This is a genomic window from Lactococcus sp. NH2-7C (genome assembly GCF_029953655.1).
GTDB lineage: Bacteria > Bacillota > Bacilli > Lactobacillales > Streptococcaceae > Lactococcus > Lactococcus lactis.
In genome coordinates this window covers 768,973-793,854 of record NZ_CP124538.1, presented here as the reverse complement: position 1 = coordinate 793,854, position 24,882 = coordinate 768,973, and the positions used below count along the sequence as shown (strand labels likewise).

Annotated in this window: 31 protein-coding genes and 1 tRNA gene; 25 read left to right on the top strand and 7 right to left on the bottom strand. The window is 34.3% G+C overall.

Features of this window, described 5'->3' with window-relative positions:
* Positions 1 to 2: 2 nt before the first annotated feature.
* The gene (locus QJV49_RS03810; RefSeq protein WP_029344268.1) at positions 3 to 596 is read left to right on the top strand and encodes a histidine phosphatase family protein; all 594 of its coding nucleotides are present in this window, start codon (positions 3 to 5) and stop codon (positions 594 to 596) included.
* Positions 593 to 3,097 carry an ATP-dependent RecD-like DNA helicase gene (locus QJV49_RS03805; protein ID WP_225511944.1) on the top strand — a complete coding sequence of 835 codons (2,505 nt, stop codon included), beginning with the start codon at positions 593 to 595 and terminating at the stop codon, positions 3,095 to 3,097. Before QJV49_RS03810 ends, QJV49_RS03805 begins: the two co-directional genes overlap by 4 nt.
* A gap of 92 nt (positions 3,098 to 3,189) precedes the next feature.
* Here QJV49_RS03805 and rpsT read toward each other — a convergent pair whose 3' ends face one another.
* The gene (rpsT, locus tag QJV49_RS03800; RefSeq protein WP_010906113.1) at positions 3,190 to 3,423 is read right to left on the bottom strand and encodes a 30S ribosomal protein S20; all 234 of its coding nucleotides are present in this window, start codon (positions 3,421 to 3,423) and stop codon (positions 3,190 to 3,192) included.
* Positions 3,424 to 3,754: 331 nt separating this feature from the next.
* On the opposite strand from rpsT, the gene QJV49_RS03795 reads away from it, so the two are divergent.
* Positions 3,755 to 4,267, top strand: a complete 513-nt coding sequence (locus QJV49_RS03795; RefSeq protein ID WP_003132795.1) for an HD domain-containing protein — start codon at positions 3,755 to 3,757, stop codon at positions 4,265 to 4,267.
* A 156-nt stretch (positions 4,268 to 4,423) separates the two neighbouring features.
* On the top strand, positions 4,424 to 5,338 hold the full coding sequence (locus QJV49_RS03790) for a diacylglycerol kinase family protein (RefSeq protein ID WP_058219409.1): 915 nt from the start codon (positions 4,424 to 4,426) through the stop codon (positions 5,336 to 5,338).
* Between the two features lie 120 nt (positions 5,339 to 5,458).
* Here QJV49_RS03790 and QJV49_RS03785 read toward each other — a convergent pair whose 3' ends face one another.
* Together QJV49_RS03785 and QJV49_RS03780 are read right to left on the bottom strand one after the other, a co-directional pair.
* A complete protein-coding gene (locus QJV49_RS03785) occupies positions 5,459 to 6,670 on the bottom strand; it encodes a site-specific integrase (RefSeq protein WP_225511945.1) in 1,212 nt (403 codons plus the stop codon).
* Between the two features lie 74 nt (positions 6,671 to 6,744).
* Positions 6,745 to 7,242, bottom strand: coding sequence for a helix-turn-helix domain-containing protein (locus QJV49_RS03780; protein WP_058223380.1), 498 nt, complete (start codon positions 7,240 to 7,242; stop codon positions 6,745 to 6,747).
* A gap of 140 nt (positions 7,243 to 7,382) precedes the next feature.
* Between QJV49_RS03780 and QJV49_RS03775 the strand changes: the two genes are divergently transcribed.
* The 19 genes from QJV49_RS03775 to QJV49_RS03685 all read left to right on the top strand — a co-directional run bounded on the left by QJV49_RS03775 (position 7,383) and on the right by QJV49_RS03685 (position 18,005).
* Positions 7,383 to 7,574, top strand: coding sequence for a helix-turn-helix domain-containing protein (locus QJV49_RS03775; protein ID WP_023164457.1), 192 nt, complete (start codon positions 7,383 to 7,385; stop codon positions 7,572 to 7,574).
* A gap of 98 nt (positions 7,575 to 7,672) precedes the next feature.
* Positions 7,673 to 8,341 (top strand): Rha family transcriptional regulator, encoded by a 669-nt coding sequence (locus tag QJV49_RS03770; protein ID WP_104141507.1) that lies wholly within the window; start codon positions 7,673 to 7,675, stop codon positions 8,339 to 8,341.
* A 98-nt stretch (positions 8,342 to 8,439) separates the two neighbouring features.
* On the top strand, positions 8,440 to 8,610 hold the full coding sequence (locus QJV49_RS03765) for a DUF1655 domain-containing protein (RefSeq protein WP_011675324.1): 171 nt from the start codon (positions 8,440 to 8,442) through the stop codon (positions 8,608 to 8,610).
* 1 nt (position 8,611) lies between these two features.
* Positions 8,612 to 8,866: a hypothetical protein gene (locus QJV49_RS03760; protein WP_225511946.1), complete on the top strand. Its 255-nt coding sequence runs from the start codon at positions 8,612 to 8,614 to the stop codon at positions 8,864 to 8,866.
* Between the two features lie 145 nt (positions 8,867 to 9,011).
* Entirely contained in the window at positions 9,012 to 9,281 is a 270-nt protein-coding gene (locus QJV49_RS03755) for a hypothetical protein (RefSeq protein WP_225511947.1), read from the top strand.
* 9 nt (positions 9,282 to 9,290) lie between these two features.
* The gene (locus QJV49_RS03750) at positions 9,291 to 10,988 is read left to right on the top strand and encodes a hypothetical protein (RefSeq protein WP_225511948.1); all 1,698 of its coding nucleotides are present in this window, start codon (positions 9,291 to 9,293) and stop codon (positions 10,986 to 10,988) included.
* A gap of 360 nt (positions 10,989 to 11,348) precedes the next feature.
* Complete coding sequence (locus tag QJV49_RS03745) at positions 11,349 to 11,531, top strand: hypothetical protein (RefSeq protein WP_119723755.1); 183 nt, start codon at positions 11,349 to 11,351, stop codon at positions 11,529 to 11,531.
* An 18-nt stretch (positions 11,532 to 11,549) separates the two neighbouring features.
* The gene (locus QJV49_RS03740; RefSeq protein ID WP_003132808.1) at positions 11,550 to 11,756 is read left to right on the top strand and encodes a hypothetical protein; all 207 of its coding nucleotides are present in this window, start codon (positions 11,550 to 11,552) and stop codon (positions 11,754 to 11,756) included.
* 157 nt (positions 11,757 to 11,913) lie between these two features.
* Entirely contained in the window at positions 11,914 to 12,270 is a 357-nt protein-coding gene (locus QJV49_RS03735) for a hypothetical protein (RefSeq protein ID WP_058223378.1), read from the top strand.
* Positions 12,267 to 12,515 carry a hypothetical protein gene (locus QJV49_RS03730; protein WP_281449161.1) on the top strand — a complete coding sequence of 83 codons (249 nt, stop codon included), beginning with the start codon at positions 12,267 to 12,269 and terminating at the stop codon, positions 12,513 to 12,515. Before QJV49_RS03735 ends, QJV49_RS03730 begins: the two co-directional genes overlap by 4 nt.
* A 297-nt stretch (positions 12,516 to 12,812) precedes the next feature.
* On the top strand, positions 12,813 to 12,983 hold the full coding sequence (locus QJV49_RS03725) for a hypothetical protein (protein WP_225511949.1): 171 nt from the start codon (positions 12,813 to 12,815) through the stop codon (positions 12,981 to 12,983).
* Positions 12,984 to 13,175: 192 nt separating this feature from the next.
* Entirely contained in the window at positions 13,176 to 13,406 is a 231-nt protein-coding gene (locus QJV49_RS03720; protein ID WP_095345376.1) for a hypothetical protein, read from the top strand.
* Positions 13,407 to 13,601: 195 nt separating this feature from the next.
* Entirely contained in the window at positions 13,602 to 13,961 is a 360-nt protein-coding gene (locus tag QJV49_RS03715) for a YxeA family protein (RefSeq protein WP_104141515.1), read from the top strand.
* 90 nt (positions 13,962 to 14,051) lie between these two features.
* The gene (arsC, locus tag QJV49_RS03710) at positions 14,052 to 14,456 is read left to right on the top strand and encodes an arsenate reductase (thioredoxin) (protein ID WP_104141516.1); all 405 of its coding nucleotides are present in this window, start codon (positions 14,052 to 14,054) and stop codon (positions 14,454 to 14,456) included.
* A gap of 217 nt (positions 14,457 to 14,673) precedes the next feature.
* Positions 14,674 to 15,261 carry a hypothetical protein gene (locus QJV49_RS03705; protein WP_225511955.1) on the top strand — a complete coding sequence of 196 codons (588 nt, stop codon included), beginning with the start codon at positions 14,674 to 14,676 and terminating at the stop codon, positions 15,259 to 15,261.
* An 8-nt stretch (positions 15,262 to 15,269) separates the two neighbouring features.
* Positions 15,270 to 15,557 carry a hypothetical protein gene (locus tag QJV49_RS03700; RefSeq protein WP_225511956.1) on the top strand — a complete coding sequence of 96 codons (288 nt, stop codon included), beginning with the start codon at positions 15,270 to 15,272 and terminating at the stop codon, positions 15,555 to 15,557.
* Positions 15,557 to 16,009 (top strand): protein-export chaperone SecB, encoded by a 453-nt coding sequence (locus tag QJV49_RS03695; protein ID WP_225511957.1) that lies wholly within the window; start codon positions 15,557 to 15,559, stop codon positions 16,007 to 16,009. Before QJV49_RS03700 ends, QJV49_RS03695 begins: the two co-directional genes overlap by 1 nt.
* Before the next feature lie 910 nt (positions 16,010 to 16,919).
* A tRNA-Leu gene (locus QJV49_RS03690) sits at positions 16,920 to 17,003 on the top strand.
* Positions 17,004 to 17,291: 288 nt separating this feature from the next.
* The gene (locus QJV49_RS03685; protein WP_225511958.1) at positions 17,292 to 18,005 is read left to right on the top strand and encodes a Bax inhibitor-1/YccA family protein; all 714 of its coding nucleotides are present in this window, start codon (positions 17,292 to 17,294) and stop codon (positions 18,003 to 18,005) included.
* 74 nt (positions 18,006 to 18,079) lie between these two features.
* On the opposite strand, the gene QJV49_RS03680 is transcribed toward QJV49_RS03685, so the two are convergent.
* From QJV49_RS03680 to QJV49_RS03665, 4 genes are all read right to left on the bottom strand, one after another.
* Positions 18,080 to 18,763, bottom strand: a complete 684-nt coding sequence (locus QJV49_RS03680) for a lactate utilization protein C (RefSeq protein WP_225511959.1) — start codon at positions 18,761 to 18,763, stop codon at positions 18,080 to 18,082.
* Between the two features lie 2 nt (positions 18,764 to 18,765).
* A complete protein-coding gene (locus QJV49_RS03675; protein ID WP_225511960.1) occupies positions 18,766 to 20,238 on the bottom strand; it encodes a LutB/LldF family L-lactate oxidation iron-sulfur protein in 1,473 nt (490 codons plus the stop codon).
* A gap of 9 nt (positions 20,239 to 20,247) precedes the next feature.
* Positions 20,248 to 21,018 carry a (Fe-S)-binding protein gene (locus QJV49_RS03670; RefSeq protein ID WP_225511961.1) on the bottom strand — a complete coding sequence of 257 codons (771 nt, stop codon included), beginning with the start codon at positions 21,016 to 21,018 and terminating at the stop codon, positions 20,248 to 20,250.
* Positions 21,019 to 21,197: 179 nt separating this feature from the next.
* Positions 21,198 to 22,034, bottom strand: a complete 837-nt coding sequence (locus tag QJV49_RS03665) for an HAD family hydrolase (RefSeq protein ID WP_225511962.1) — start codon at positions 22,032 to 22,034, stop codon at positions 21,198 to 21,200.
* A gap of 306 nt (positions 22,035 to 22,340) precedes the next feature.
* On the opposite strand from QJV49_RS03665, the gene QJV49_RS03660 reads away from it, so the two are divergent.
* Together QJV49_RS03660 and QJV49_RS03655 are read left to right on the top strand one after the other, a co-directional pair.
* The gene (locus QJV49_RS03660) at positions 22,341 to 23,762 is read left to right on the top strand and encodes an NCS2 family permease (RefSeq protein WP_225511963.1); all 1,422 of its coding nucleotides are present in this window, start codon (positions 22,341 to 22,343) and stop codon (positions 23,760 to 23,762) included.
* A gap of 193 nt (positions 23,763 to 23,955) precedes the next feature.
* Positions 23,956 to 24,804, top strand: a complete 849-nt coding sequence (locus tag QJV49_RS03655) for an alpha/beta hydrolase (protein ID WP_225511964.1) — start codon at positions 23,956 to 23,958, stop codon at positions 24,802 to 24,804.
* Positions 24,805 to 24,882 lie beyond the last annotated feature (78 nt).

Genomic DNA, 24,882 nt, shown 5'->3' with positions numbered 1-24,882 from the left:
AGGTGAGAATTTATTTTGTACGACATGGTAAGACGGAGTGGAACTTGGCGCGACGTTTGCAAGGACAAAAAGGAGATTCACCTTTATTGCCAGAATCTTATGAAGCGATTGAACGAGTTCATAAGTTTTTAGAACCAATTGAATTTGACAAAGTTTTGTCGAGTCCACAAAAAAGAGCTTTGATTACAGCAGATTTACTGACAAATCAAAGTGTGAGCACTGACAAACGATTGTCAGAATGGAATTTCGGGGAATTAGAGGGTTGGTTCATTAGCGATGCAATTGCTAAATATCCTAAAGAAATGCATGATTCACGCTTTGAGTTGGATCAATTTGATGGAAGTGCTTTTGGAGCTGAATCTGTGAGTTCTGTCTTGAATCGCTTTGATTCTTTGGCTCAGGATTTGTTGAATTCTAAAATGGACAATGTACTTTTAGTTGGTCACGGGGCTTCTGGAACGGCTGGAATGCGTCATTTAGCTGGCTTTCCAATTGCTGAATTACGTTCAGTTGGTGGTTTAGCCAATAATACGGTCACTGTTTTAGAATCAAATGCTGGCCATTTTGACTTAAAAATTTGGGATAAACAGCTATGATTGAAAAAACTTATTTTACTGGTTCGATTGAGGCAATATTTTTCTCCAATCCCAGTAATTTTTATAAAGTTCTACTCATTGAAATTGATGAAACTAATGCTGAATATGATGATTTTGAAATTGTGGTTAACGGGACAATTGGGGATGTGGTTGAAGGAGATTCTTATACATTTTATGGTCAATTGACGCAGCATCCTAAGTATGGGGAACAATTACAGGTCAGTCAATATGAAAAAGCAGTGCCGACTTCTGGTGCTGGTTTAGTTAAATATTTTTCTTCAGATAAATTTCCTGGAATTGGTAAGAAAACGGCAGAAAAAATTGTTGAAACTTTTCCTGAAAATACAGTAGATTCAATTTTAGAAGCTCCGGAAAAATTGGATGGCCTATTGACCCTAGCCAGAAAAAATTCATTTATTAAACGATTACGTGAGAATCATGGAATGGAAAAAGTGCTGACCAAGCTTGCAGAATATGGCTTACCAAGTAAAATCACTTTTCAAATTTATGAACTTTATAAAGAAGAAACGATTGAAAAAATTGAGGAAAATCCTTATCAGCTTGTGGAAGATGTTAAGGGAGTTGGTTTTAAAACAGCCGATAAGATTGCAAGTAGTTTAGGAATTGAAGCGGATAGCCCTAATCGATTTCGAGCGGCATTGATGCATGAGGTCAATACGCATTCGCAATCAACAGGTGATACTTACATTGAAGCCAAAAATTTACTTGAGATGACGATAGACTTACTTGAAGAAGCTCGTAATGTCGAGGTCAATCCATCTGCTGTTGCGGAGGAAATTAATGGTTTAATTGTTGATGGAAAAGTGCAACAAGAAGGAACAAAAATATTTGAGAATTCCTTGTACTTTGCTGAGGACGGGATTCGGAAATCACTGACAGCATTAACTAATCGTTCTGGTAAAGATTTTTCTGATGAAAAGTTACTGACAGTTTTGGCGGAAGTTGAAAAAGATTTAGAAATTACTTATGATGATTTGCAAAAGCAAGCCATTATTGGTGCAATGAATCAGCAATTTTTCATTTTGACTGGTGGACCAGGAACTGGGAAAACAACAATTATTAATGGTTTTATTGAAACTTATGCCCGTCTTCATCAGCTAGACTTGGACCCAGACCATTATAATGATGACGTCTTTCCTATATTATTGGCTGCACCGACTGGTCGAGCTTCTAGACGGATGAATGAGTTGACTGGACTTCCAGCAGCGACGATTCACCGCCATTTAGGCTTGGGACAAGATGAAGCAGAAGATGCTCTTGGAAATGAATTGTCTGGTTCTCTTTTGATTGTTGACGAATTTTCTATGGTTGATACTTGGTTGGCTAACAAACTTTTTCAAGCGATTCCCGGGTCAATGAAAGTTCTCCTTGTTGGAGATGCTGACCAACTTCCTTCTGTGGGCCCAGGGCAAATTTTTGCGGATTTACTAAAAATTCCAGAAATCCCGTCAGTAAAATTGGATAAGATTTTTCGTCAAGGGGATGATTCTACCATTACTGATTTAGCTCACCATATCAAAGATGGCCAATTGCCAAGTGATTTCACGGCGAAAAAGCCTGACCGTTCTTATTTTGAGGTCAGTGCTAATTTTGTTCCTCAGATGGTTGAACAAATCGCAAGTGCATGGCAAAAAAGAGGAAATAATCCTTTTGAATTACAAATCTTAGCACCTATGTATAAAGGCGTGGCGGGGATTAATGCAATGAATGTTCTTTTGCAAAATCTCTTTAACCCGCTTAATGACCGCCTTGAATTTGCTTTGGGTGATATGAAATTTCGTGAAGGAGATAAAGTTCTTCATTTAGTAAATGATGCTGAGGCCAATGTATTTAACGGAGATTTGGGACAAATCGTAGAATTGATTGCAGCAAAATATACTGACAGTAAACAAGATGAGTTGGTGATGGATTTTGATGGTCAAGAATTGACTTATCCAAGAGCGGAGTGGTATAAAATTACTCTGGCTTATGCCATGTCCATTCATAAATCTCAAGGTTCGGAGTTTTCCACAGTTATTGTACCGATGGTTTCTTCGTATTCACGGATGTTAGAGCGAAATTTGCTTTATACGGCAATTACAAGGGCCAAACAAAGTCTGATTTTACTTGGCGAAGAACGAGCTTTTGCACAAGCGGTAGCGCGTGAAGGTGCAAATCGAAAGACCTATCTGATTGAGCGATTTATGGGAGAAAATCCAGCGGCTAAAAATCTGTCAGTAGAAATTGTGAGTGAAAAAGTTACTGACAGAAAAGATATAACTGACAAAGAGAAGATGCCTGCATCACCAGTAGAATTACAAGGGGAAAATCATTCTGTCAGTAAAAAAATGCCAGCAAAAGTAGAAGAAATTTCTTTATTTGAAAATGAAGAAATTGAAACACTTGATAAGGGAAGCTTGACAGAAGCGCTTATTTTGTCAGGAAATTTTGATCCATTAATTGGTTTAACGCAACAAGACTTTGCAATCTTTAATAAATAAAAAATACTGACAGAAATTGCTGTCAGTATTTTTTTGTTTCTATCAGTACTTTTTGATATAAAAAAATCTGCCAAAGAGACAGACATTTTTAATTAGCCAAGTTTAGCAGCAAGACGTGCTTTATCACGTGATGCTTTGTTAGCATGGATAAGGCCTTTTGAAGCAGCTTTATCAATTGATGAAGAAGCAGCTCTGTAAAGTTCTTCAGTAGGTGCAGCTTCAAATTTTTTGATAAGAGTACGCATTGCAGATTTTTGTTGTGCGTTGCGTTCGTTTGCTACTTTATTCAATTCAGCACGTTTGATTGCAGATTTAATGTTTGCCATTTTTGTCTCCTTTTATTACTTTTCATAGAAAAGCGGTTGATGTGATGTCCCAGGTGGGCACACTACACCCTCCAAGATTTTTCTAATACCTATCAATTATACAGGAAATTTGAGTTTTTGTAAACTATCGGCCTTACTTTTTTAGAAAAAATAGGAAAAATATTTTTTGCTAAAATAATAAATAAATAAAAATGGAAATCAAGTAAAATAGCAAATTTTCAAAATTTTACAAGCATTAAAAATAAATTTCTAAGCATTTAAAAAGAAAAATTTAATCTAAAAACTAAGTATATTGTATTGACAAAGAGAATTATCGTGTTATAATCAAGTCATGAATTTAGAAGAAAAGCCGTGGTTTAACGACGCAGAATATATGAGTTATGTCGGTCATCTATTAGAAATGGATGAGCTTAAAAAACTTGATGGGATTACACATCACTATACTTCAACACGCTTGCAACATTGCTTAAGAGTAAGTTATGTCAGCTATCTCATTGCGAAAAAACGTGGCCTCAATGCTAAAGCTACAGCTAGAGCTGGACTTTTGCATGACCTTTTCTATTATGATTGGCGTAATACAAAATTTGCTAAGAGCCATGCCTATGTGCATCCTCATATCGCCTACCGTAATGCGCGCAAACTGACAACCTTGTCAGCTCTTGAAAAAGACATAATCATCAAACATATGTTCGGTGCGACAATCAATCCGCCACGCTATAAAGAAAGTTGGATTGTTACTGCTGTTGATAAATATGTAGCTACCCTTGAAGGGTCAGTTAACCTCAAGTACAAATGGAATCGCCGTAAGCATTTTAAACGTTTACCTTATTTCAGTATTGATTAAAAAAGTAAAAAATAAAACCTATCCATTGATAGGTTTTTTTATTTAGAAATAAGTCTGTCAGTAAAATAAAGCAAGTCTTGTCAGAGATTTTTCATAATATGATAAAATTAGTATGTAAGCAATAAATTCCATTGCACTAAAATAAGGAGGTATTTTATGAAAAATGTAAAAGTATTTTATAATGAAAAATCTGGTAATAATGATGAAGACAAAGTTTTGAAAACAATTAAGGACTTTTTTGCAAGACCAGAAAATTCAGCCTCTAAACTTGAATTTATCAATCCAGAAAGCCCAGAGGATGCAATCCGTCTTGCTAAAAAAGCCAGTCAAGACCAAACAGACCTTGTGGTTGCTTTAGGTGGCGATGGAACCATCAATAAAATTTGTGGAGGAGTATTTGAAGGAGGAGCAAAACCGATTCTAGGCATTGTTCCTAATGGTACGGTTAATAATTTATCAAAATCACTTCATATTCCGCAAAAATTAGAAGAAGCACTTAATAATTTAAGGCAAGGCGAAATTCAAAAATTTGATATTGCCAAAGTCAATAATGATTATATGACATCAAGCTTAACACTAGGTATTTTAGCAGATATTGCCCAAAATGTTAGCGGCTCTGAGAAGAAAAAATTTGGACCTTTAGCTTATCTGAAAGATGCTTATAAGGTTATCCGCTATAATAAAACCTATCGAATTAAAGTAAAATATAATGGTAAAACCAAGTCATTAAGAACAAAACTACTATTGATTACAATGACAGATACTATTGGGGGAATGCAAGCGTTGGCTCCAAAAGCTAAAGTTGATGATGGACTTATCCGTGTTTATTCATTAAAAGAAATCAATTTATTTAATATCCTTTTTCATTTGAATAAACTTCGCCGAGGAAAATTTGATGATTTTCTTGAAATGACTCATTTTGATACTGACCATTTAGAGATTCTCACACATTCAAAGAAAAAGAAAGATAATCCATATTCAAGAATTGATGGGGATAAAAGTGACCCACTTCCATTAGACATCAAAGTTTATCGAAAAGCACTGACAACCCTTGTTCCTAAAAGTGAATAAAAGACTGTCAGTAAATAATAGAAATAAAAATCAGACTTAAGACTTATGATATAAAGTCTGTGTGATCCTGATTATAAAAGGGGTTTGAGAGCTTCTTATGAAATAATGTTACGTTTTTTGCTACGCTTGGTTTGAATGATTAAGGTATTTCTCAAATAAGCTGAGTTCATTTTTAGCTGTTTCAGGTTCAAGATGAGCATAAATATCCATAGTCATTTGTAACGTTGAATGTCCTAGCCTAGTTTGGATAGCTTTATAACTCATTCCTGCGCTTAAACAGAGCGTAGCATGGGTATGTCTAAAGCCGTGAAAGCCGATATTTGGTAGGCCCACATTCTCAAAACAATCAAGTAAAGTATTTCTAAGTAGTCGACTATTAAGCACAGAGCCATTGATATTTGGAAAAAGCAAAGGCTGATTAGGATTTCCATATTTGAGGAACTCTTTTTTTATTTCAAGCTGCCATTTAGATAAAAGATTTAGTGTAGATTTATCTATATCTATTGTTCGGTTACTTGTTTCTGTTTTGGTAGAAAATTGAATTTGATTGCTGTCATTTACCGTTTTTGATACCGTAACAGTTCCCTGTTTGAAATCAATATCAGACCAGCTCAATGCAACTGCTTCGCCAATTCTGAGACCGGTTGAAGCTAGAAAAGGTAAAAGATTTCTTAATAGCCGCATTTTCCATTGAGGGGAAGCCTGATTATCTAAATAATCAAATAAACTTTGAAGTTGAGATTTAGTAAAAAACTTGATCTCTTTTTTTGTAGATTCTACTTTGACATTAGGCATCAGAACAGTTAAACATGGATTGGATGAAATAAGGCCATTTGAAATAGCATACTTCATAATTCTATTGATTATAGTATATAATCTCTTATAATCGCTCATTTCGCCTTTTTTTCGTGCCTGACGACCGTTTAAAGGTTTACTAGCTATTGTTGCCCAAATATTAATTTGGTGTTGTAAAATGGCAGTTGTGAGTCTATCTATCTTATAGTTCCCAAATGCTGGGATAAGATATAATCTTAAATTTTTTTCTGTTTGCTTGACAGTTGCTGATTTTCTATTTATTTTATAAAAATCAAACCATGCTGCTGCAACTTCATCAAAAGTTTTTAAGACTTTAATTTTTTTAGTACAACCATTTTTTATGAACTCATTTTGAAGACGTGAAAGTTTAACTTTTATGTCTTTTTTTGTACGCCCAGTAATGGAAGTCCGCACTTGCTTACTTGTCAGCACATCAGTACCTATATAAGCGCCACGGAGAATATAGCGTACTTCTCCGCTTTTTGTTTTGTATTCTTTTATATTTAATTTGTTCATGTTGATTTGTCCTTCTAGCACCGCCAAGCGCAAAAGTCAAAACATGAAATTTTTTACAAAAATAAGATGAAATATTATTTTAAATCTTCATTTCTATTTTGCTCTTGAATAAGTAATCGCCCATACTCGAGCCATTTTTCGTTGTTTTCATCTGAGAGATCTGTAGCCAAATTGTTTGCTACTTCCTTATATCGTTCATGCATATCTATTTTTATGAGTTCTATGTTATTTAATTTTTTCCCAGATCCAAAAGATTGTTTGAGGGTAGAGCCTATATTTGGATTATATCTATATTCGTTGAAAATTTGTTGACGTCGTTTTTCAAAGTATCCTGGAGAATCAAAGCCTAAAAGTTCTTCATTTTTATTAGTGGTATAGCCAATTAAATATGGTATTGAAACTTCAAAAATTTCTGACAGCTTTTGTAATTTATCAGCCTTTGGAACCACTGTTCCCTTCTCCCAGTTAGTAATTGTTGATTGAGATTTCACCCCCACCTTTGAAGCAAGTTCTTTTCTATTTAAACCTTTATTTATACGTTCTTGTTTAATTCTTTCAGCAGTGATATTCATGGAAAACTCCTCCTTTTCAATGATTGTACCATAATTAAAAATTTTATTCCAATTTTTTTGGAGTTTAATGCTTGACATTCCAAAAAAATTGGAATAAAATGAACTTATCCAAAAAAATTGGAGTTTGAGAGGGAGGATCCATGAACTATATTACGACGGATATTGCAAAAGCTATACGCAGAAAGCGTGCGGATTTGGGATTGACAAAAAAGCAAGTCTATACTCAATTAAATATTTCTTTTAAAACTTATAAAAAAATTGAAACCAGTGGTTCTAAAGTCAAAAGTAGTGTATATCAAAAAATAACAAATTGGCTTGCTAAAGATTACTAAAATTATAAATTAAGAAAAACTAGAACGCACCGCCAGCGCAAAATTGAAAGCAAGAAAAAGACCGCGATTGTCGATAAACTACGTAGAAATGAGGATAAATGACCCCGTTAGTATTATTTGACAGCCTAGACTTGTCAAAAGCAAGCAATGAAAATTTTTATACGACTACCGAGATTATTGCTCAACGATCAGATAATTCTTACAAAGTTGTATCTGATTTAGTTCGTAAGTATCGTTTTGAACTTGAAAAGATTGCACCTCTAAATAGCTTTTTCAAAAAGCTAAATGTAAATGATGTAGGACGTTCAAGGAAAATATATAAATTGAACGAACAGCAAACTTTATTCTTTATTCCATTATTAGGAAATACACCAGCAGTTGTACAATTCAAATTTGATTTAGCTGCTGCTTTTGTAGCGATGAAAAATGAACTGCAAGCACGAAAAATCGAACGTGCTACAGAGAAAGTAACCACTCGTAGCCTAACTGATGCCGTTCATGATTGGGATAATAAATCTAAACATAGTTATATTCACATCAGAAATCTATTAGTGAAAGTTGCTACTGGAGAATCACACACTTATGTTAAGAATCGGGACTCAAGTAATAAAACATCTATGGTTGATTTATTAACTTCTGACGAAATGGAGGAATATAATTATATGAAATCTTTAGTAATTCCAATGCTTTCCAAAAGTGGAGAAAAAGCAATGGATTACCACGACATTAAAGAAAAACTAGAATTTTTGACAACAAAAAAGCCGTGAACGATCCCCATCAATAAACGACTTTTAAACTATTGTAAGGCAAGCTCTTTACGAGTTTTGCTTTACTCAAATTATAACATATTTGAGGAGAAACACAAATGACAGAATTTATAAGTATTGATGAAGCGAAGCTATTATTCACAGAGTGCCTAGCTAGAGCAAGACACCATATTGAAGTGGATGATGTCACTGACAAACTTTTTGATGGTAAAAGCGTAGCCACCTTTACTTTTATGGGGAATGGCTATCAAGTGGAATTGGAGGCTTAAAATGCAATCATCTACTTTTAAAATAGAAGATTTAGAGAAAGCACGAACTTTTGAAAATAAACATTTTCTAATTCTCTCTGTAAAAATGAATTCTGAAATTGGACATCAAGTTTTTTTAAAAAGCGTAAAAAACAAAAAAACAGTAATTATTTTCAATAAAAATAAAGCACCTCTTTGTATCAAAGTATCCCATGAGTTTGCACAAAGTTGGAAACTGAAAAAACAAGCTGAAACTAAGAAAAGAGATAAAGTATGAAATTTATAAAAATGGACGTTATAAGCACAGAAATACTGCCTATTTGGTGGGTTAAATTCAGTCGTGTTGAAGTTAGAAAATTATTAATTGTCAATGAATCTAAAGCCCCAAAGTTGCATATAAGACTTAAACGAGGAGGGAAATCATGAGCATCTTATCATTTGAAGCAGAGCAGGAACTGACTCAATCAGTATTAAATCGTGTTGATAAATTAGTTGAGGCAAGAATTGAACAAAGTCGTGAGTTCCCATATGTGCAACAAGCTGAATTATTGAAAGAACTGAACATTTCAACCACATATTTAGCTAAACTTCGGGCACACGGATTAAAGCAGGTGATTTTAGAAGATGGAGATCGTACTGTTTGGTATAAAAAAAGTCAATTGGAATCCTTGATGGATTCATTGGCTGAATAGGGGGAAGAAGTGACAGAAGTTAAAACTGATTACGGAGATTTGGAAAAACAACGCAAAGCATGGGAACGGTTAGAAAATAATCTAAAAAAGGTGATTAATCTTCCCTGGGAAAAATTTGGAAACATTGATGGCGCTAAGATTCCTCAAAGTCTTGATTTAGTCCATATCTTGCATCGTGATATTTATGAATATCCTTATCTGTCAGTAAAGTCTACAGGAGAAAATAAAAGAATCAAAAGACCTAGTTTGCATTTAAACAATGGTCAAAATACTGTATCTATTTTCTACGGTGGAGTTAATAAAAAAGCTGAAAAAACTGACGATGGAGAAGATAAAGAAGTAGTTACATTAAAATCAAGTAAAAGTATACCTCGTTTTGTCAATGTGATCCTAGATTATCTATTTGGAAAGCTTGCTTTGCATCATGGATATTTATATGATATTTCAACCTCACAATTCAAACGATTGTCAGAGATGGATATTGCTCATGAATATAAATTAGGGAAACGGTCTGACTTTACAGCTAGTGAGGTTGTAGAAATTATATCTTTTATAGATGAACAGATAAAGATAAAACCTCTTAAGGAAATTAAAGCATCCATTATTGCTTGTCATGACTTTCAAATGGATCTACATCAAAAGAAAATTTTAAAAGATTGTTCTATCAAAGACAATGAATGTTACTTTAAAGTGTTTGATTGTCAGCTCTCTGATGTAATTGAGATGTCAATCTTGAACGCTAATTACTTAGGAATGGTGATAGACGATGCAGACAGTTTGCATAATGCGCAACTACAGCCAATCTATCAAATGCTGGTGGCATGTCGTGAGATTACTAAGACAAGGTTCTTTGTGAGTAAATCTGGCACACGTACTGGTAAAGGATTACGTCATAAATTAATTTCATCCATTTTTGATACAAAACATGTCAACCTAGATGAACTTTCAAATAAAGCGACGGCTGCAATGGCTTGGGCTGGATTTGATGGCGGAGAAATGTTACTGGTGACTGAATCAGGAGAAATCGGAAAGAGTTTAGAACGTTATTTGAAAATACTGGCTACTGAAAGTACATATCGTGGTAGAGGTATTGGCCAAAACTATGCGGATATTAATCTGACTGGTGTGCTGTCTATTGATTCAAATGAAAAAGTTCTGTTTTCTTCTGAGATGAATAGCAGGGCTGTGAACATTGCTTTTAAGAATCGTCCTAAAGGGGAAACTGATAGCGAACGTGAATCAATCTTTTCGCCCTACTGGGAAGCATTTACTGAACAGCGAGTATCTGAGACCAGTAGAGAAGCAACGGCGCTTGCAGGAGTGGCTGCTTTATACTCTTCATTTGTTTATTGGAGACAAAATAAATTTAAGTTCAATTTTAAGCAAGTGGAAATGGACAATTTCAGCAGTGATCACTTCGATTTTGATGATGTACAAATTTATATTATCGAGGAGCATATCAAAGGTAACAAGACAATAATCAAAACGGATGAGGTTCAGAAGCTATTGAAAGAAACCTATTACGGTGCTGGAAGTCCTAAGCGAAGAAAAGAAGCTCTAGATATCATTGGATATTTTGAAACTACAAGGAAATTACCAACTTTTGAGGGTGAGCGTCGTACTTTTAGAGTAATTGCAATAGGAAATCCACGTCGAGCATCAAAAGCAGTCGCCGCATTTCTTGAAACAATGTATGAGCCACCATAATGACCACACTTTGACCACGATTTTACCACGGAATAATAAGGGCTATAAATAGCGGTATTAAAGGAATGACCACGCAAAAAACGCAAAAAACACTTTTTATTTTAAGAAATAATATTTTATTGATTGTATATTAACATTTTAAGTATACCAATTATAGAGCAGTTTATTGTTTTTAATATTATATTATAGAGATTTTATAAAAAAGCGTATTTTGCGTGTCAATGGCTTAGTAGAGCGAATTATAAGCGTGGTAAAAACGTGGTTGACCACGCAAAAAAAGTGTGGTCTAGAGAACGATTTTAGAAACCTATAGTCATCAAATGAAAAAAGCTATACCAATTTAGAAAAAGAGGTTTGATAATGAGCTTTAATTTTACAAAGACAGTAGTCTTTACAGTCAATGAAAAAATGCCATTTAATATTCCTTATGATGAAGAGGAATTTGAGAAATTTAGTCATGCACTTTTAGTCGATAAAAATGCGGAGTGGCTAAGCGGCTACTTATTTAACATAAAAAATATTGTTTCAATAAAACGAGTTTAAACATAGGGAGATAAAAAAATGAGCGATAAAGTAATTATGGTTTACACAGTCAATGATTCATCAGCATTTGTCTTTAATCAGACACTGGATAATATGAAAGTCATTGGCAAATGGCAAGATAACCCTGACCAGTTATTTAGACTAGGAACTACCGTATTTAATGGAAGTCATGTTGTGGCGATTAAAGTTGCAAAACGTGGGCCACTTGGTACAGTACCAGAATAATAAAGGAGAAATAATGAGGGCAAGATACCCACCAAAATCAATTGTTTTAACTAATTTATAAAAACAGCTATCAACCCAATAAACATAGGGAATTACAGGGGCTATCAAGTGTTCCGATTATAATATATATTTACCAATAGAAAATGGAGAAATTAACATGACAAAGGAAAATGGTTTTGACAATGGCTTTCTAACTGATTCTAAGCAGTGGAAAAAAACTATCAAAGAGAATGACCTCAAACGGGCTGAGGAAAGTCGAGCGTCTTTACAGGCATTGACAGAGAAAGCAGAACGTGAACGTGCTGCAAATCAAGAACTTTTTTATAAAGCTATATCAAAGACACGTAAAGAAGAGGAGAAAAAACGAGCCGTAGAATTAGAAAAAGCAAAGGCAAGAGCCTTGGATAAAGTCGAAGAAGAGTATGAGAAGCATGGAGTAAAATCAAGTAAGACAGAAAAATTAGAGAACGCCTATCGATCAACGTTGAGAAATCTTAGGGGGCTTGATGATTGAGTAATAAGGAACAACGAAGAGGACGGAAGAAAAGCTTCAACAGTGGTGACAGAGTTGTCAGAGATATATCAGGACCTTATGCCGGAATGCCCGGAACAATCATAGGCAGAAGTCAAGTCCAATATGGTTATATCCATGATGTAAGGTATAGGATTAGACTTGATGAGAGTGACATTATTATTGGTGAGTATTCAAAGAATATTCTATACTATGATGATGAAACGAAACAACCAATCATCAAGTAACATTAGTAAGTTACTGAGGTCACTGAGATTGGCGTCCAGTGCTTGGCTCGTATCTTTAAAAGATAACCAGATGAAACTATGTTAATTATTATTTATTAACATAGTAGTTTAAAATAAATAATAAAAAAATATTTATATTAATTTATTATTTATTAATTTTATTTTTTAAATCTGAAAATATTTTTAAAGAAACTATGGGGGCATAGCCCCCTCCCTCTGGGTCACTCCGTACTTCACGCCGTCACTGTACATTTTTTCTCGTGTATGTGTTTAACAAGCAGAAAGGGGGGGATAAAAATGAGCGTTATTCGGTGCAAAACTTGCAAAAATTTGTTCAATACTGCCAAGCAAGAAAGATATTGTAGCGAAGAATGTAGAAAAGAAGCTCGTAAGAAAGTTCGTGAAAAATGGGAGAAAAAGAATCCTGAATATATGAAAAATTATATGCGAGAATATCGTGAAAAATAATCTCGCAAGTTTAGTTTAATTGTAGTACAAAATAAAAAGTCCCCTAAAGGGCTATGATATAATAGTAGTTAAGAAATCTGTTTTTTAAGCCCATTGCCGTGGGCTTTTTTTGTGATATTAATGTTTGATTAACCTTTTGATTCTTAATATAGTATGAGATAATAAAATTATCATTAAGGAAAGCTGACAATTATGCAAAGAAAAAATCTAAAAAATGATACTGATTATCCGCTGATTATGACTCGAGAATTAGCAGCCGAATTTATCGGAGTAAGTGGGAACACTTTTGATAAGTATTATCGCTATGAACATAATTTCCCAGTTGTGAAAAACGGAGATGTTGAAGAAGCTTTTCCACGAGATCCAATCATTAAATGGATTGCGGATAATTGGCAGTTATTGGAAAAAAGGAGAAAGAGATGAAAAATGTTGTAAGAATGTACTCTAACGTGGAGGTACTTTCTTTTATTCCTAAAATTTAGGATTACTACTTACGGTCATGATAACTGAATGCAGATAAATTATAAAATAAACCTCTGACTTCGGTCAGGCTTTTTTTAGTGAAACACTTATAAAATGTTATACTTTAAGTATCGAAACATTTAGAGGGATAAAATAATGAAAAAAATATTTTGGGGTTTAGTTGCTGTATTAGTAATAATTATTGGGGTTGGTTGTGTTTGGTATAAAGTAAATTATGGGACTACTCCATATTATGTTCAACTAACACAAGATGGTGAGAGCGAGAAAATAACCTACAATGACGGAACTTCAGGAACTCTCTATCGTTATAATTTAACAGGTTACGACAAAAGTGGAAAAAGCCAACAGGTAAAATTGATAGAATCCCGAATCCTAAAGCATGATGCATATCTAAAAGTAGCGTACAGTAAGAAGGAAAATGTGATCAGCTGGAAGGAAGTAAAAAAATTAGAAGTACCAGTAGCAGCTTTGGAAGAATTAAATAGTAGAAAGTAAATTAACCCTGATTTCGGTCAGGGCTTTTTGTTATGGTAAATCATAAATTAAGGTATAATATATTAAGAAAATTTAGTAAGGGAATATATTATGAGAAAAATTTACTTTCTTTGTACTGGGAATTCTTGCCGCTCACAAATTGCGGAAGGATATGGGCATAAATTATTAAAAGATTGGGAAGTGAAATCTGCAGGTATAGAAACTCATGGATTAAATCCAAAAGCTGTACAAGTTATGGCAGAAGAAGATATTGATATTTCTCAACAGAAATCTGAACTTATTGATATAGATTACTTTAATAGTTGTGATTTAATTATTACTCTATGTGGAGATGCATTAGATAAATGTCCAATGATTCCTAAAGGAGTAAACCACGAACATTGGGATTTACAAGATCCAGCTCGAGCAAAAGGAACAAATGAAGAAATTTTAGAAGAGTTCAGAAAAACTAGAGATTTAATAAAAGAGCGAGTTAAAAAATTAACAAAAGTATGAATTAACCCCGCTTCGGCGGGTATTTTTTGTTACATATATATTAAAAAAACTATAATTAATAAATTCCATATTTTTTTATAAAAATTTATGGTATAATAATCAACTGGTCTTTTTAGTGTTGACATCGACTAAAAAATGATATACTATGTATAGTGAATATAAATAATAATCACTAATAATAATAAATTATTATTATTTTTAAGTAAAGGCCCATTTTGTGGAGAAAGAACTTTTAGGATATCACGGTACCAATGAACAAGGTTCTATTAGGATTATGGAAGGAGGATATAAAAGAATTCCTTCCATAAGAGATGAAATTGATAAATGCAAACAAAAAGAACATTATAAAATACCGGGAAGTTTGGGATATGGTCTATATACATTTTTGGATGATCCGGTGTTAGCTCTTGAATTTTCTAAAAAATTTAACGCTGATAATGTGAAGGTATTGAAATTTGAGTTTGATGAATTAGATGATGAATATATATTTGATCTTACTCAGACCAAATATATAAAGATATTTAAAAATCATTGTAAATCTTCTAGAAAACTAATAGAAAAGATGATAACAGGTACCAAATTAGGAACTAATGATAAAAAACAACATACTTTTGATGGAATATTATTAGAAATGTTTTTTGATAATTTAAAAGGTATTAAGACTATAAAAGCTGTAAAAATGGCTACATATACTCATTTAGATGAAGATGAAGATTCATCATATACTTCATATGCACCTAATGGAGTAGAATTTACAGTTAGAGATCAATCTATTATCAAAAATGTAGAAAATTGGAAAGGTTAGGTAATGCTATGGCTAAAGAATTAAGATGGGATGAAATAAATTTTGAAAATTATTTACCTACTGAAAGTCAGATTCTTGAAGCAGCATTGATGGCTGAATTGATAGATCAAGATTCTTATGATGACTTTAAGATGTTTAATAGATTAGTAAGTAAAAATCAAGCCTATTTCTATTGCAAAGAAGACAATGACTCATATGAGAAAAAAGAGTATACTAAAATAAATGAAGAAGTTGTAAGTAAAGATATTACAGACTTCTATGTAATCCAAAAAAATATAGGAGCTTTTGCAGCATAATGGCAACTTTAAAATTTAAAAATTATTTCATTGATACATTTAGTTTTAGAGAAAACGTTGATTTTGATATTGAATCAAAAAGCTTGGATGTAGACTTTGAACCAAAAGCAGAAGTGAATATTGTTGAAGATGCAAGCATGGCTCTAGTTACCCTTAGCTGTAATCTGGGAGATGCAAAAAAAATAGATTGCCCATTTACTGGAGATGTAACTATTACAGGAATTTTCGAAGTAGAATTTGATAAAAATAATGGTGATGATACAAAGTTAGCAAATGATTTTTTATCACAAAATACAATTACCATGTTATTCCCTTATCTTCGTTCATTTATTGCTGACATGACTTTAAGAACGAATAAATTTCCGACATTTATATTACCTCCAGTAAACGTGGTAGATATGATAAAAGATAAAGATAAAGTTACTGTAAGAAGTCTAAAAAAAGGACTGTAAGCAACTCTTCGCCCTCCGGGGCATTTTTCTTTGTTCTCGTTAAGAAGTTTGCTATAATTAAGTTTCTAACACTGACACCCCTTAATTGGGGGTCCTTTTTGTTAACAAATGTTACTGTATAACTTTATAAATGTTGGTATAATTCAATCATCATAGTTGTCCTTCCAAATACAAATAGCTGAAATATTTAGAAGCACAGTGAGCGTCCTTTTCAAGGTAAGGGCGTTTTTCTTTACAACGGAAACAGTAAATTGTATAATAATTTTATCCTTTTACATAAGGTTATAAATAACTCGGAGAACATCGTTTTGACTAAGTGACGGTGTTTTTTATTTGAAAACGAATACAAAAAGTAGTAGAATGAATTCATCTTACCTATATAAGATGACGTCTGCCCTTAAACAGGGCTTTTTGTTCTAGTTAAGGAAGTAGATATATACTATATTTACCCAAAAATATATAATTTTTCATAAGTTTATCGTAAGCGTCCCTCTCCTAACTGGGGCGCTTTTTTCTTGACAAAAAATAATGATAGCGCTATAATTAGTTATCATAAATAATCACTGAGTATTTTAATCCATGAAATACTCAGTGATTATTTTGCTAAACGCCTCACTCTCGTGGGGCGTTTTTTGTGCTATAATATTATTGGACATCGATGAAGAGTTTTACTCTCCTCATTAGCTGCTCTTCGGAGCGGCTTTTAAAATATAAAAAGACCGCTAACCCAGCGCTAGCGGAATGTAAACGTATTCCAAGAAATGGATAAGCCAAATCTTTTACCTACGAAAGTAATAATATCAGAAAAATTAATCATAGTCAAGTTTTTTGTATACGTTTACTTATAATGTATTAAGTTCATACTATGCTATAATAATAGTGTCTCCGTTTAGTGTCTAGGCGGAGCTTTGCTCGAATGGCGGAATTGGCAGACGCTGCGGACTTAAAATCCGTTGGTTATTAAACCGTGAGGGTTCAAGTCCCTCTTTGAGCATAATAAAAAAGCACTAAACAAGTGCCTAGTCATGATTCTCAATTTTACGCACGGCGGTGCAAGTTATAGCGAACGTAACATTTTCTAAGTGTTACGTTTTATGTTACGTTCCAAAATCTGTTAAAATATAGTTAGATTAATAGAATGTTGATAATATAGTATTTTGGTTTATTAAATCAGAATAAATAACTATATATTATTAAAAAATAGGACTTAAGACTGATGACAAAACTCCCAAATTTTGGTAGAATGGTCTTAGAATTAAATTAAAAAGGGAGGCCAAATATAATGAAAAATATGAATGATAATGATGTTATCTTTGACCAAAGAAGTGATGGATTGAATGCATTTTTCAGTAAAATTTATGCATTAATGGGTGTAGGAGTATTGATTTCTGCAGTTGTTTCTTGGATAATGATTGCATTTTTCGCAGATAATATGGTAGCAATGTTAGAAAGAGGAGGCTTTGGATTCTTACTCTTATGGTTGGTTCCATTGTTCTTAGTATTTCCTATGCAACGAGCAGCACTCAAAAATTCTCCAGCAGCACTACCGCTTTTTATTGGATTTGCAGCATTCTTTGGATTCTTACTTAGCTTTACATTGATTATGTATACGGCAACTAATATCACTCTTGCTTTTGTTACAGCAGCAGCGATGTTCCTAGGACTAGCAATTTATGGTCGAGTGACAAAACGTAATCTCTCTGCAATGGGTAAAGTAATGGGAGTGGCAGTTTGGGGCTTGATTGTGGCAACACTTCTTAACTGGTTCTTTGCAAGCACAGGCTTGATGTTCCTAACAAGTATTGCCGGTGTTGTTATTTTCTCTGGATTGATTGCTTGGGATAACCAAAAAATCGTTAATGTTTATAATGCAAATAACGGTCAAGTAAATGACGGTTGGGCAATCTCAATGGCTTTGTCACTTTACTTAGACTTCTTAAACTTATTCCTCTTCTTGCTCCGTATCTTCGGTATAGCAGGCGGAAATCGTGATTAAGCAAAAATTACTGACAACACATCTGTCAGTGAAAATAATAATAAAAACTCTGCTGTCAGCAGAGTTTTTTCATCTTATAAATCTTTGACGATCACATAATTAATTTCCAAAGGACCATGAAGTCCAACCACAAGTTGCATTTCAATATCACCAGAATTTGAGGGCCCAGAAATAAAATGAAGGGTTGAACCAGGCTTCTTATGTTCATCAAACCAAGCAGCAGCTTGGGTAGAACGGGGAACCATACGACTTAGTGGAATTACAGAAATATAATGAGTAGGTAAGAAGTGGAGAGAACGACCTTGGCCAGCTTCTGATTCGACTACAATCGTTGCTGATTCAGCAAGGAAAAATTTAGGAACGGCCACGACAACATTAGAATTTTGAGCAGCATTAATATTTTCATCCCGATTTTCTTTACCAATTTTCCACTTCACCAATTGGTCCGAAATAACATTCACTCCTAATTTTTCAAACTCATCTGTCGTAGGAATCATGACTTGCCCGCCACCAGACTTTTCAATTAATTGGCGAATCACTTCATTCATTTCAGGAGAAGAGGTTTCGATTAAATTAGCAGAAACTCGACTGGCTTGCTCCTTGGCAATATCCAATAATTCCTCAGTAGTCAAATGAGCCAAATGGGTCTCAGGCAAATCCGAATTTGAAACATAAGGTTCAAAAGGAAGTTCAACGCCACCCCGTTTTTCAAATAAAGTTTCTAAAAATTTAGTTCGATTTTCAATAGTTCCTGTCATATTTATTTACCTGCCTTATGTTTTTTATACCACTGCCGAAATTGTTCTTTATGTGGCGGAGCAATTGGCAAATCTCGGACATCTGTCCAACCTTTAGCTAGAGCGGGAGCTTTTCTAACGGCACCATAGTTAAATAAAGAACCCTCAACGCTGACTTCCTTAGCTTTTGGTAACATATTAAGACCAGTGTGAGCCATATTTATTGCCATTCCAAATAGTGCTGGGCTACTAGTTCCCTTCCCAATCGTATTCATTTCAAAATTGACAAAAGAGCCATCATGATGCATGGAAAGATCATCTTCCATCACTTTGCGATGTTCAATCAAAAGTTCATGCAAAGGAATTTTTACCGGACAAGTTTCAGTACATGCGCCACATAAGGTTGAAGCATAAGGTAAATCACCATATTGTTCATAACCTCCTAATACGGGAGAGAGAACCGAACCAATTGGTCCAGGATAAATTGAACCATAAGCATGTCCACCAATTTGACGATAAACTGGGCAAACATTCAAACAAGCGCCACAACGAATACATTGTAAAACAGCTTCAAAAGCAGTTCCAATCGCATTTGAACGTCCATTATCAACAATGACAACATGAAAATCTTCAGGACCATCGGATTCGTCGTCGGCCTGCTGACCAGCAAAAGTGACATAAGTTGTCAGCTTTTGACCAACGGCCGAACGAGCAAGCATATTATCTAAAATTTCAGCTTCTTTGATTGATGGAACAATTCGTTCCATTCCCATCAGAACAATTTGTGTCTTAGGAATTGAAATCGTTAAATCAGCATTTCCTTCATTGGTAGATAAATTAATGTCACCAGTGTTAGCAATCGCAAAGTTACAGCCCGTAATTCCGACTTCAGATTTTAAGAAAAGCTTACGCATGGTATCCCTAGCACAGCGAGCCAAATTAACTGGATTATTATCACCTTCATAGCCTAATTTTTTAGCAAATATTTCACGAATTTGGTCACGATTTTTGTGTAAAGCTGGAAAAACAATATGTGAAGGCTCATCCCAATCAGCAACTTGCAAAATAAATTCAGCCAAGTCTGTTTCCAAAATATCCATATCATCTGCAAGAGAAACGAGCATTGGGTCAATGTCAACTTCCGTGGTTACCATTGATTTTGATTTGACAATCTTTTTCGCGTTTTTCTCAAGAACAATCCGTTTAACATAATCATTGGCTTCTTTAGCATCAGCCGCAAAGAAGACATGACCGCCACGAGCCGCTACATTATCTGAAAACTCTGTCAGATAATGGGGTAAATATTTTAAGGTGTGTTGACGGATAGATTCAGCAATATCACGCCATTCTTGCCAATTTCCAAGCTCATCACGCGCAGATTCTCTTTTTTCCCATTGGGCATCCTGCGCTTTGGCTACCGCAGCTTTAGCAAATTGGTCTTTTTTACTCTCTTCTAATCGTTCAGCGAAAGTTTTTGTACTTGTTGAAAGTCCCATTTTCTCCCCCTATGCTTTGATAAACGCTGGGTTTTTCACAGCATCTATTCTTTCTAAATCGACATTGGTGTTTAAAATTTCGGCAATGTGCATCACTTTTATTTTTTTACCTTCGCGATTCAATTTTCCACCAATATTCATCAAGCAGCCTAAGTCAGCAGAAATTAAGATTTCAGCACCAGTTGATAGAATATCGTTTGTTTTTTCAGTGACCATCATCTCTGAAATCTCAGGAGATTTAACTGAAAAAGTTCCGCCAAAGCCACAACAATTTTCCAAATGAGGAAGAGGAAGAACTTCAAGCCCTTTGACATTATCCAATAAAATGAATGGAGCTTCTCGTTCACCTAGAATTCTAGTCATGTGGCAAGAACGATGATAAGTTGCTTTTTCACCATTAAATGTGGCACCAAGATCTTCAAGACCTAAAACCCGATAAAGAAATTGGGTGAATTCATAGGATTTATTTGCTAAATCAATTGCTTTTTGTTTATATAGGTCACCTTCATCGAACATATGGGGATATTCTGTAAACATCCCTGAGCAAGAACCAGCAATCCCAACGACATAATCAGAAGATTCAAAAGCATCAATCTGATTTTTGATTGTTGGCATGGATTCTTTAACTAATCCCGAGTTATAAGTAGGTTGTCCACAACAAATTTGTTCTTCTGGCAAATCTGTTTCAATCCCCAAACGTTCAAGGACTTCAACCATGGCAATTCCAACTTGTGGAAACATCAGGTCCATCACACAAGTGGAGAATATTGAAACTTTCATAAGCACTCCTTAGTATTTTGAAATCTTTGTTAAAAACTAGACATCTCCTAGAGATGTATGCTCTTTCATTATAAGCCGATTTATTTACATTTTCAAAAAAAGGAGCTGTCAAAAGAATTTGACAGACTGTTGTATAAAAATTATTTTGTAAAATAAAAATACCAATCAATGATTGGTATTTATTTATTTGGGTTTAAAAAAAGTTTTTCAAGCTGTCTAGCTACACCATCCTCATCATTTGTCCAAGGAAGAATTTCACTGGCATAAGGAGTGAGCCTAGCAGAGGCATTTTTCATAGCATAGGCTTGAGGGGCTAATTTAAACATTTCGATATCATTATGTTCATCTCCAAAAGCAATAAGATTCTCTAAAGGAATATCAAGCACTTTAAGTAGATGATTAAGACCAGAAGCTTTGGAAATTCCTTTAGGAACAACTTCTAATATGCCATTCGGTCCACCCCAAACGCCGACATCAATCTTGCCATTATAATGACGTTTCATTTCCTCTGCCAATGCTAATTTATCTTTTTGGCGAGTGGAAAGGAGTACTGCATGAGGATTTTCAGTAACTCGGTCTGTACGAAGTCGATTATAGGGTTGAAATTTTTCTACACCAAAGAGCTTGGGCTCGACATTACGGAAAGTGTTTAGAAAGAACTTTCGACGATATTCAACGGCAAAGAAATGGAGATTAAAATTTTGTTGGTGCCTCAAAAGGTCAAAAATGAAGGAACGATCAATATAATAAGATTTTGTATGTTCCCAGTTTTTATCATTAGGCATTGAAATCAAAGCCCCATTAAAGTTAATGACTGGACTTGTCAACTCAAGCTCGCGATAGACATCTAAAGACATTCTAAAAGGGCGTCCGGTTGTGATACAGATAATATGTCCGAGTGATTCTACCTGTTTAAAAATATATTTGGTATAACGGCTGATTGAACGTCCATCAGACTGCAAAGTAGTACCATCTAAATCAATTGCAATCAGTTTACGTTCTTTGTAGTTCTCCATTCAAACTCCCCTTATTCTAAAATTTATTTGTCAATTCATTCATTATATCATAGTTAGAAGCAGGAGCGGAACTCTACCATGTTCTACGAACAAGAAAGCACTTTTTAAAAAACTTGTTCGTCATTACCGAACAATTAAAGGATTTAGAGTAGTTTTTATGCTAAATTTCTTGTTTCCTTAACTAAAACTGATTAGAATAATAATATAATGTTTTTTATTTTATGACGTGTTTGCTTAAAAAGCAAAGACAACTTTTTATCAAAGGGTTGAAATTTTAATCACAGACCCTAAAAGGAGAAATTATTCGTGAACAAGTTCTTTAAACTTGAAGAAAACGGCACAACAGTTGGCCGTGAAATAATGGCTGGTTTGACTACATTCTTTGCTATGAGTTATATCCTCTTTGTTAACCCACAAGTTTTGGGTACAACAGGAATGCCTGTCCAAGCAGTTTTCTTAGCAACTATTTTGGCCTCTATTGTTGGGACACTTGCAATTGCCTTAATCGCTAATGTTCCCTACGCTTTGGCACCCGGAATGGGTCTAAATGCATTCTTTGCTTACACTGTTGTATTATCGCTTGGTTATACTTGGCAAGAAGCTTTGGCAATGGTTTTCATTTGTGGGATTATCAATATTATTATTACTTTTACTTCCATTCGTAAAGCAATCATTCTTGGAATTCCTGAAAGTTTACAACACGCAATTGGTGGTGGTATCGGTATTTTCATTGCCTATATTGGGATTAAAAATGCAGGAATTTTGCGTTTTATCGCTGACCCAGGAACTTATTTGAACAACCATGGAACTATTACAGCAAATTCATCAATTGTTCCAGAACTTGTAACTTTTAATAACCCAGGCGTATTAGTCGCACTTGTTGGGATTGTAGTGACAATGTTCTTTGTTATTCGTAAATGGCGTGCAGGAATTTTACTTTCAATCTTAGTAACAACTATCTTAGCTCTTTTGACTGGTGTAGTTAAAGTTGATGTGAATACTTTATTTGCTGAAAACAACTTAGGAACAGCTATCAATCAAATGGGAACAACCTTTGGTGCTGCTTTTGGTCCAAAAGGTTTTGGCTCTTTATTCTCAGACTCATCACGTTATATTGAAGTTTTGATGACAGTCCTTGCTTTCTCATTGACATCTATCTTTGACCCAATTGGTACCTTTATTGGAACAGGTCGCGCAACAGGAATCTTTACAGATGAAGATTTGAAAGATATGGAAACAAGTCATGGTTTCTCTTCTAAAATGGATAAAGCTTTGTTTGCTGACATGATTGCCACTCCAATCGGAGCAATTTTCGGAACATCAAATACAACTGTTTATGTGGAATCTGCAGCCGGAATTGGTGCAGGGGGACGTACTGGTCTTGCATCTGTGGTAACAGCAATTATGTTTGCCATCTCAAGTTTATTCTTGCCACTTCTAGCAATTGTTCCAACACAAGCAACAGCACCAATCTTGATTATTGTTGGGATGATGATGCTTGGTTCATTTAAAGAAATTAAATGGGGTGATTTGACTGAAGCGATTCCTGCTTTCTTTGCCTCAGTATTTATGGGACTCGCTTACTCAATCTCTTATGGGATCGCAGCTGGTTTTATCACTTATATTCTGGTAAAACTTTTCACAGGAAAAGTGAAAGAAGTAAAACCTGTCATTTGGGTGGTTGCACTTTTATTCTTGATTAACTTCGCTGTTTTGGCAGTGCTTTAAAAAATTAAGATCCGTCAGTAAATGATGGATCTTTTTTTTACTGACAGGTATAGTCACAAGCCAATGAAACTAATATAATGTATATCTAAAAATAAAAAAATTACTGCTTTAGCTATTTTATGCTAAAATCAAATGGTAGAGTATTGAATGTAAAAAATGTGAGTAATCTAAAGAAATATGTGAGAAGCAAAGTATGAAAAAAAATATTTCTCTTATTGTGAGTTTTATTGGTGTATTTATAATTGGTGTTATTATTGGGCGGTTTGTTTTAGCTCCGCACCCGCCTTTAGCGGATGATAATCGACCAGTATATCCTACTATTTATATTACTGGATCTGATGGCAAAGCATCAACTATGAATACTATGGTTAATGATGTAACTTCTGATCGAGATACTCGGGCTAGGAAGGGGCTGACAATCGTCGTTGATACAGATAATAATTATTCGCTTAAAGTGACTGGTAAAATTGATAAACGAAACACATATCCAACAATAGAAGTGGGGATGGTCAAAGGGACAAATAATTCTTTGAAGTATGAAGGCTCTTTAAAAGCAATTATGTCTTATCTTGGGAAGCATTATAATATTCCTTATGCGAATGTTTTAGGATATTCTGCCGGAGGTTCAGGTGTTTACCGTTATTTAATTGAATATGGATATGACCGTAGCCTTCCTCCAATAAAAAAATGGGTCTCTCTTGATGGTCAATTTAATGCCAGTACTCCACAACCGGATCAAACGCTAGCCCAAGTTTTGACGGATGGTCCTAAAGTTAAGACGAAATATTATGATTATTGGTTGCAAAATTATGAACGAGTTGATAAAAGTATTCAAGCGGTGTTGCTTGCGGGAGATTACGATAGTGAAAAGCAAACCGATGGTACAGTTCCTTGGGCGGATAGTTTTTCAATCTATCGTTTACTGATGAAAAATGGAAATTCTGTAGTTCATTATCTTATTAAGGGCAAAGATACATCACATGCTGAAATGCCTCATAATAAACAAGCAATCAATTATATTAAAGTGTTCTTTTATGAGTAAAAAGAACGTTAAAAAATTTTAAATTGAAATGACTTTTCATAAAGGTCATTTTTTATTATTAAATCTAGGCTAAATACA

Excerpts from the sequence above, each read along its gene's own strand:
- QJV49_RS03805 (WP_225511944.1), top strand. The coding sequence starts at position 593 with ATGATTGAAAAAACTTATTTTACTGGTTCGATTGAGGCAATATTTTTC.
- rpsT (WP_010906113.1), bottom strand. The coding sequence starts at position 3,423 with ATGGCAAACATTAAATCTGCAATCAAACGTGCTGAATTGAATAAAGTA.
- QJV49_RS03795 (WP_003132795.1), top strand. The coding sequence starts at position 3,755 with ATGAATTTAGAAGAAAAGCCGTGGTTTAACGACGCAGAATATATGAGT.
- QJV49_RS03790 (WP_058219409.1), top strand. The coding sequence starts at position 4,424 with ATGAAAAATGTAAAAGTATTTTATAATGAAAAATCTGGTAATAATGAT.
- QJV49_RS03785 (WP_225511945.1), bottom strand. The coding sequence starts at position 6,670 with ATGAACAAATTAAATATAAAAGAATACAAAACAAAAAGCGGAGAAGTA.
- QJV49_RS03780 (WP_058223380.1), bottom strand. The coding sequence starts at position 7,242 with ATGAATATCACTGCTGAAAGAATTAAACAAGAACGTATAAATAAAGGT.
- QJV49_RS03775 (WP_023164457.1), top strand. The coding sequence starts at position 7,383 with ATGAACTATATTACGACGGATATTGCAAAAGCTATACGCAGAAAGCGT.
- QJV49_RS03770 (WP_104141507.1), top strand. The coding sequence starts at position 7,673 with ATGACCCCGTTAGTATTATTTGACAGCCTAGACTTGTCAAAAGCAAGC.
- QJV49_RS03765 (WP_011675324.1), top strand. The coding sequence starts at position 8,440 with ATGACAGAATTTATAAGTATTGATGAAGCGAAGCTATTATTCACAGAG.
- QJV49_RS03760 (WP_225511946.1), top strand. The coding sequence starts at position 8,612 with ATGCAATCATCTACTTTTAAAATAGAAGATTTAGAGAAAGCACGAACT.
- QJV49_RS03755 (WP_225511947.1), top strand. The coding sequence starts at position 9,012 with ATGAGCATCTTATCATTTGAAGCAGAGCAGGAACTGACTCAATCAGTA.
- QJV49_RS03745 (WP_119723755.1), top strand. The coding sequence starts at position 11,349 with ATGAGCTTTAATTTTACAAAGACAGTAGTCTTTACAGTCAATGAAAAA.
- QJV49_RS03740 (WP_003132808.1), top strand. The coding sequence starts at position 11,550 with ATGAGCGATAAAGTAATTATGGTTTACACAGTCAATGATTCATCAGCA.
- QJV49_RS03735 (WP_058223378.1), top strand. The coding sequence starts at position 11,914 with ATGACAAAGGAAAATGGTTTTGACAATGGCTTTCTAACTGATTCTAAG.
- QJV49_RS03725 (WP_225511949.1), top strand. The coding sequence starts at position 12,813 with ATGAGCGTTATTCGGTGCAAAACTTGCAAAAATTTGTTCAATACTGCC.
- QJV49_RS03720 (WP_095345376.1), top strand. The coding sequence starts at position 13,176 with ATGCAAAGAAAAAATCTAAAAAATGATACTGATTATCCGCTGATTATG.
- QJV49_RS03715 (WP_104141515.1), top strand. The coding sequence starts at position 13,602 with ATGAAAAAAATATTTTGGGGTTTAGTTGCTGTATTAGTAATAATTATT.
- arsC (WP_104141516.1), top strand. The coding sequence starts at position 14,052 with ATGAGAAAAATTTACTTTCTTTGTACTGGGAATTCTTGCCGCTCACAA.
- QJV49_RS03700 (WP_225511956.1), top strand. The coding sequence starts at position 15,270 with ATGGCTAAAGAATTAAGATGGGATGAAATAAATTTTGAAAATTATTTA.
- QJV49_RS03695 (WP_225511957.1), top strand. The coding sequence starts at position 15,557 with ATGGCAACTTTAAAATTTAAAAATTATTTCATTGATACATTTAGTTTT.
- QJV49_RS03685 (WP_225511958.1), top strand. The coding sequence starts at position 17,292 with ATGAAAAATATGAATGATAATGATGTTATCTTTGACCAAAGAAGTGAT.
- QJV49_RS03680 (WP_225511959.1), bottom strand. The coding sequence starts at position 18,763 with ATGACAGGAACTATTGAAAATCGAACTAAATTTTTAGAAACTTTATTT.
- QJV49_RS03675 (WP_225511960.1), bottom strand. The coding sequence starts at position 20,238 with ATGGGACTTTCAACAAGTACAAAAACTTTCGCTGAACGATTAGAAGAG.
- QJV49_RS03670 (WP_225511961.1), bottom strand. The coding sequence starts at position 21,018 with ATGAAAGTTTCAATATTCTCCACTTGTGTGATGGACCTGATGTTTCCA.
- QJV49_RS03665 (WP_225511962.1), bottom strand. The coding sequence starts at position 22,034 with ATGGAGAACTACAAAGAACGTAAACTGATTGCAATTGATTTAGATGGT.
- QJV49_RS03655 (WP_225511964.1), top strand. The coding sequence starts at position 23,956 with ATGAAAAAAAATATTTCTCTTATTGTGAGTTTTATTGGTGTATTTATA.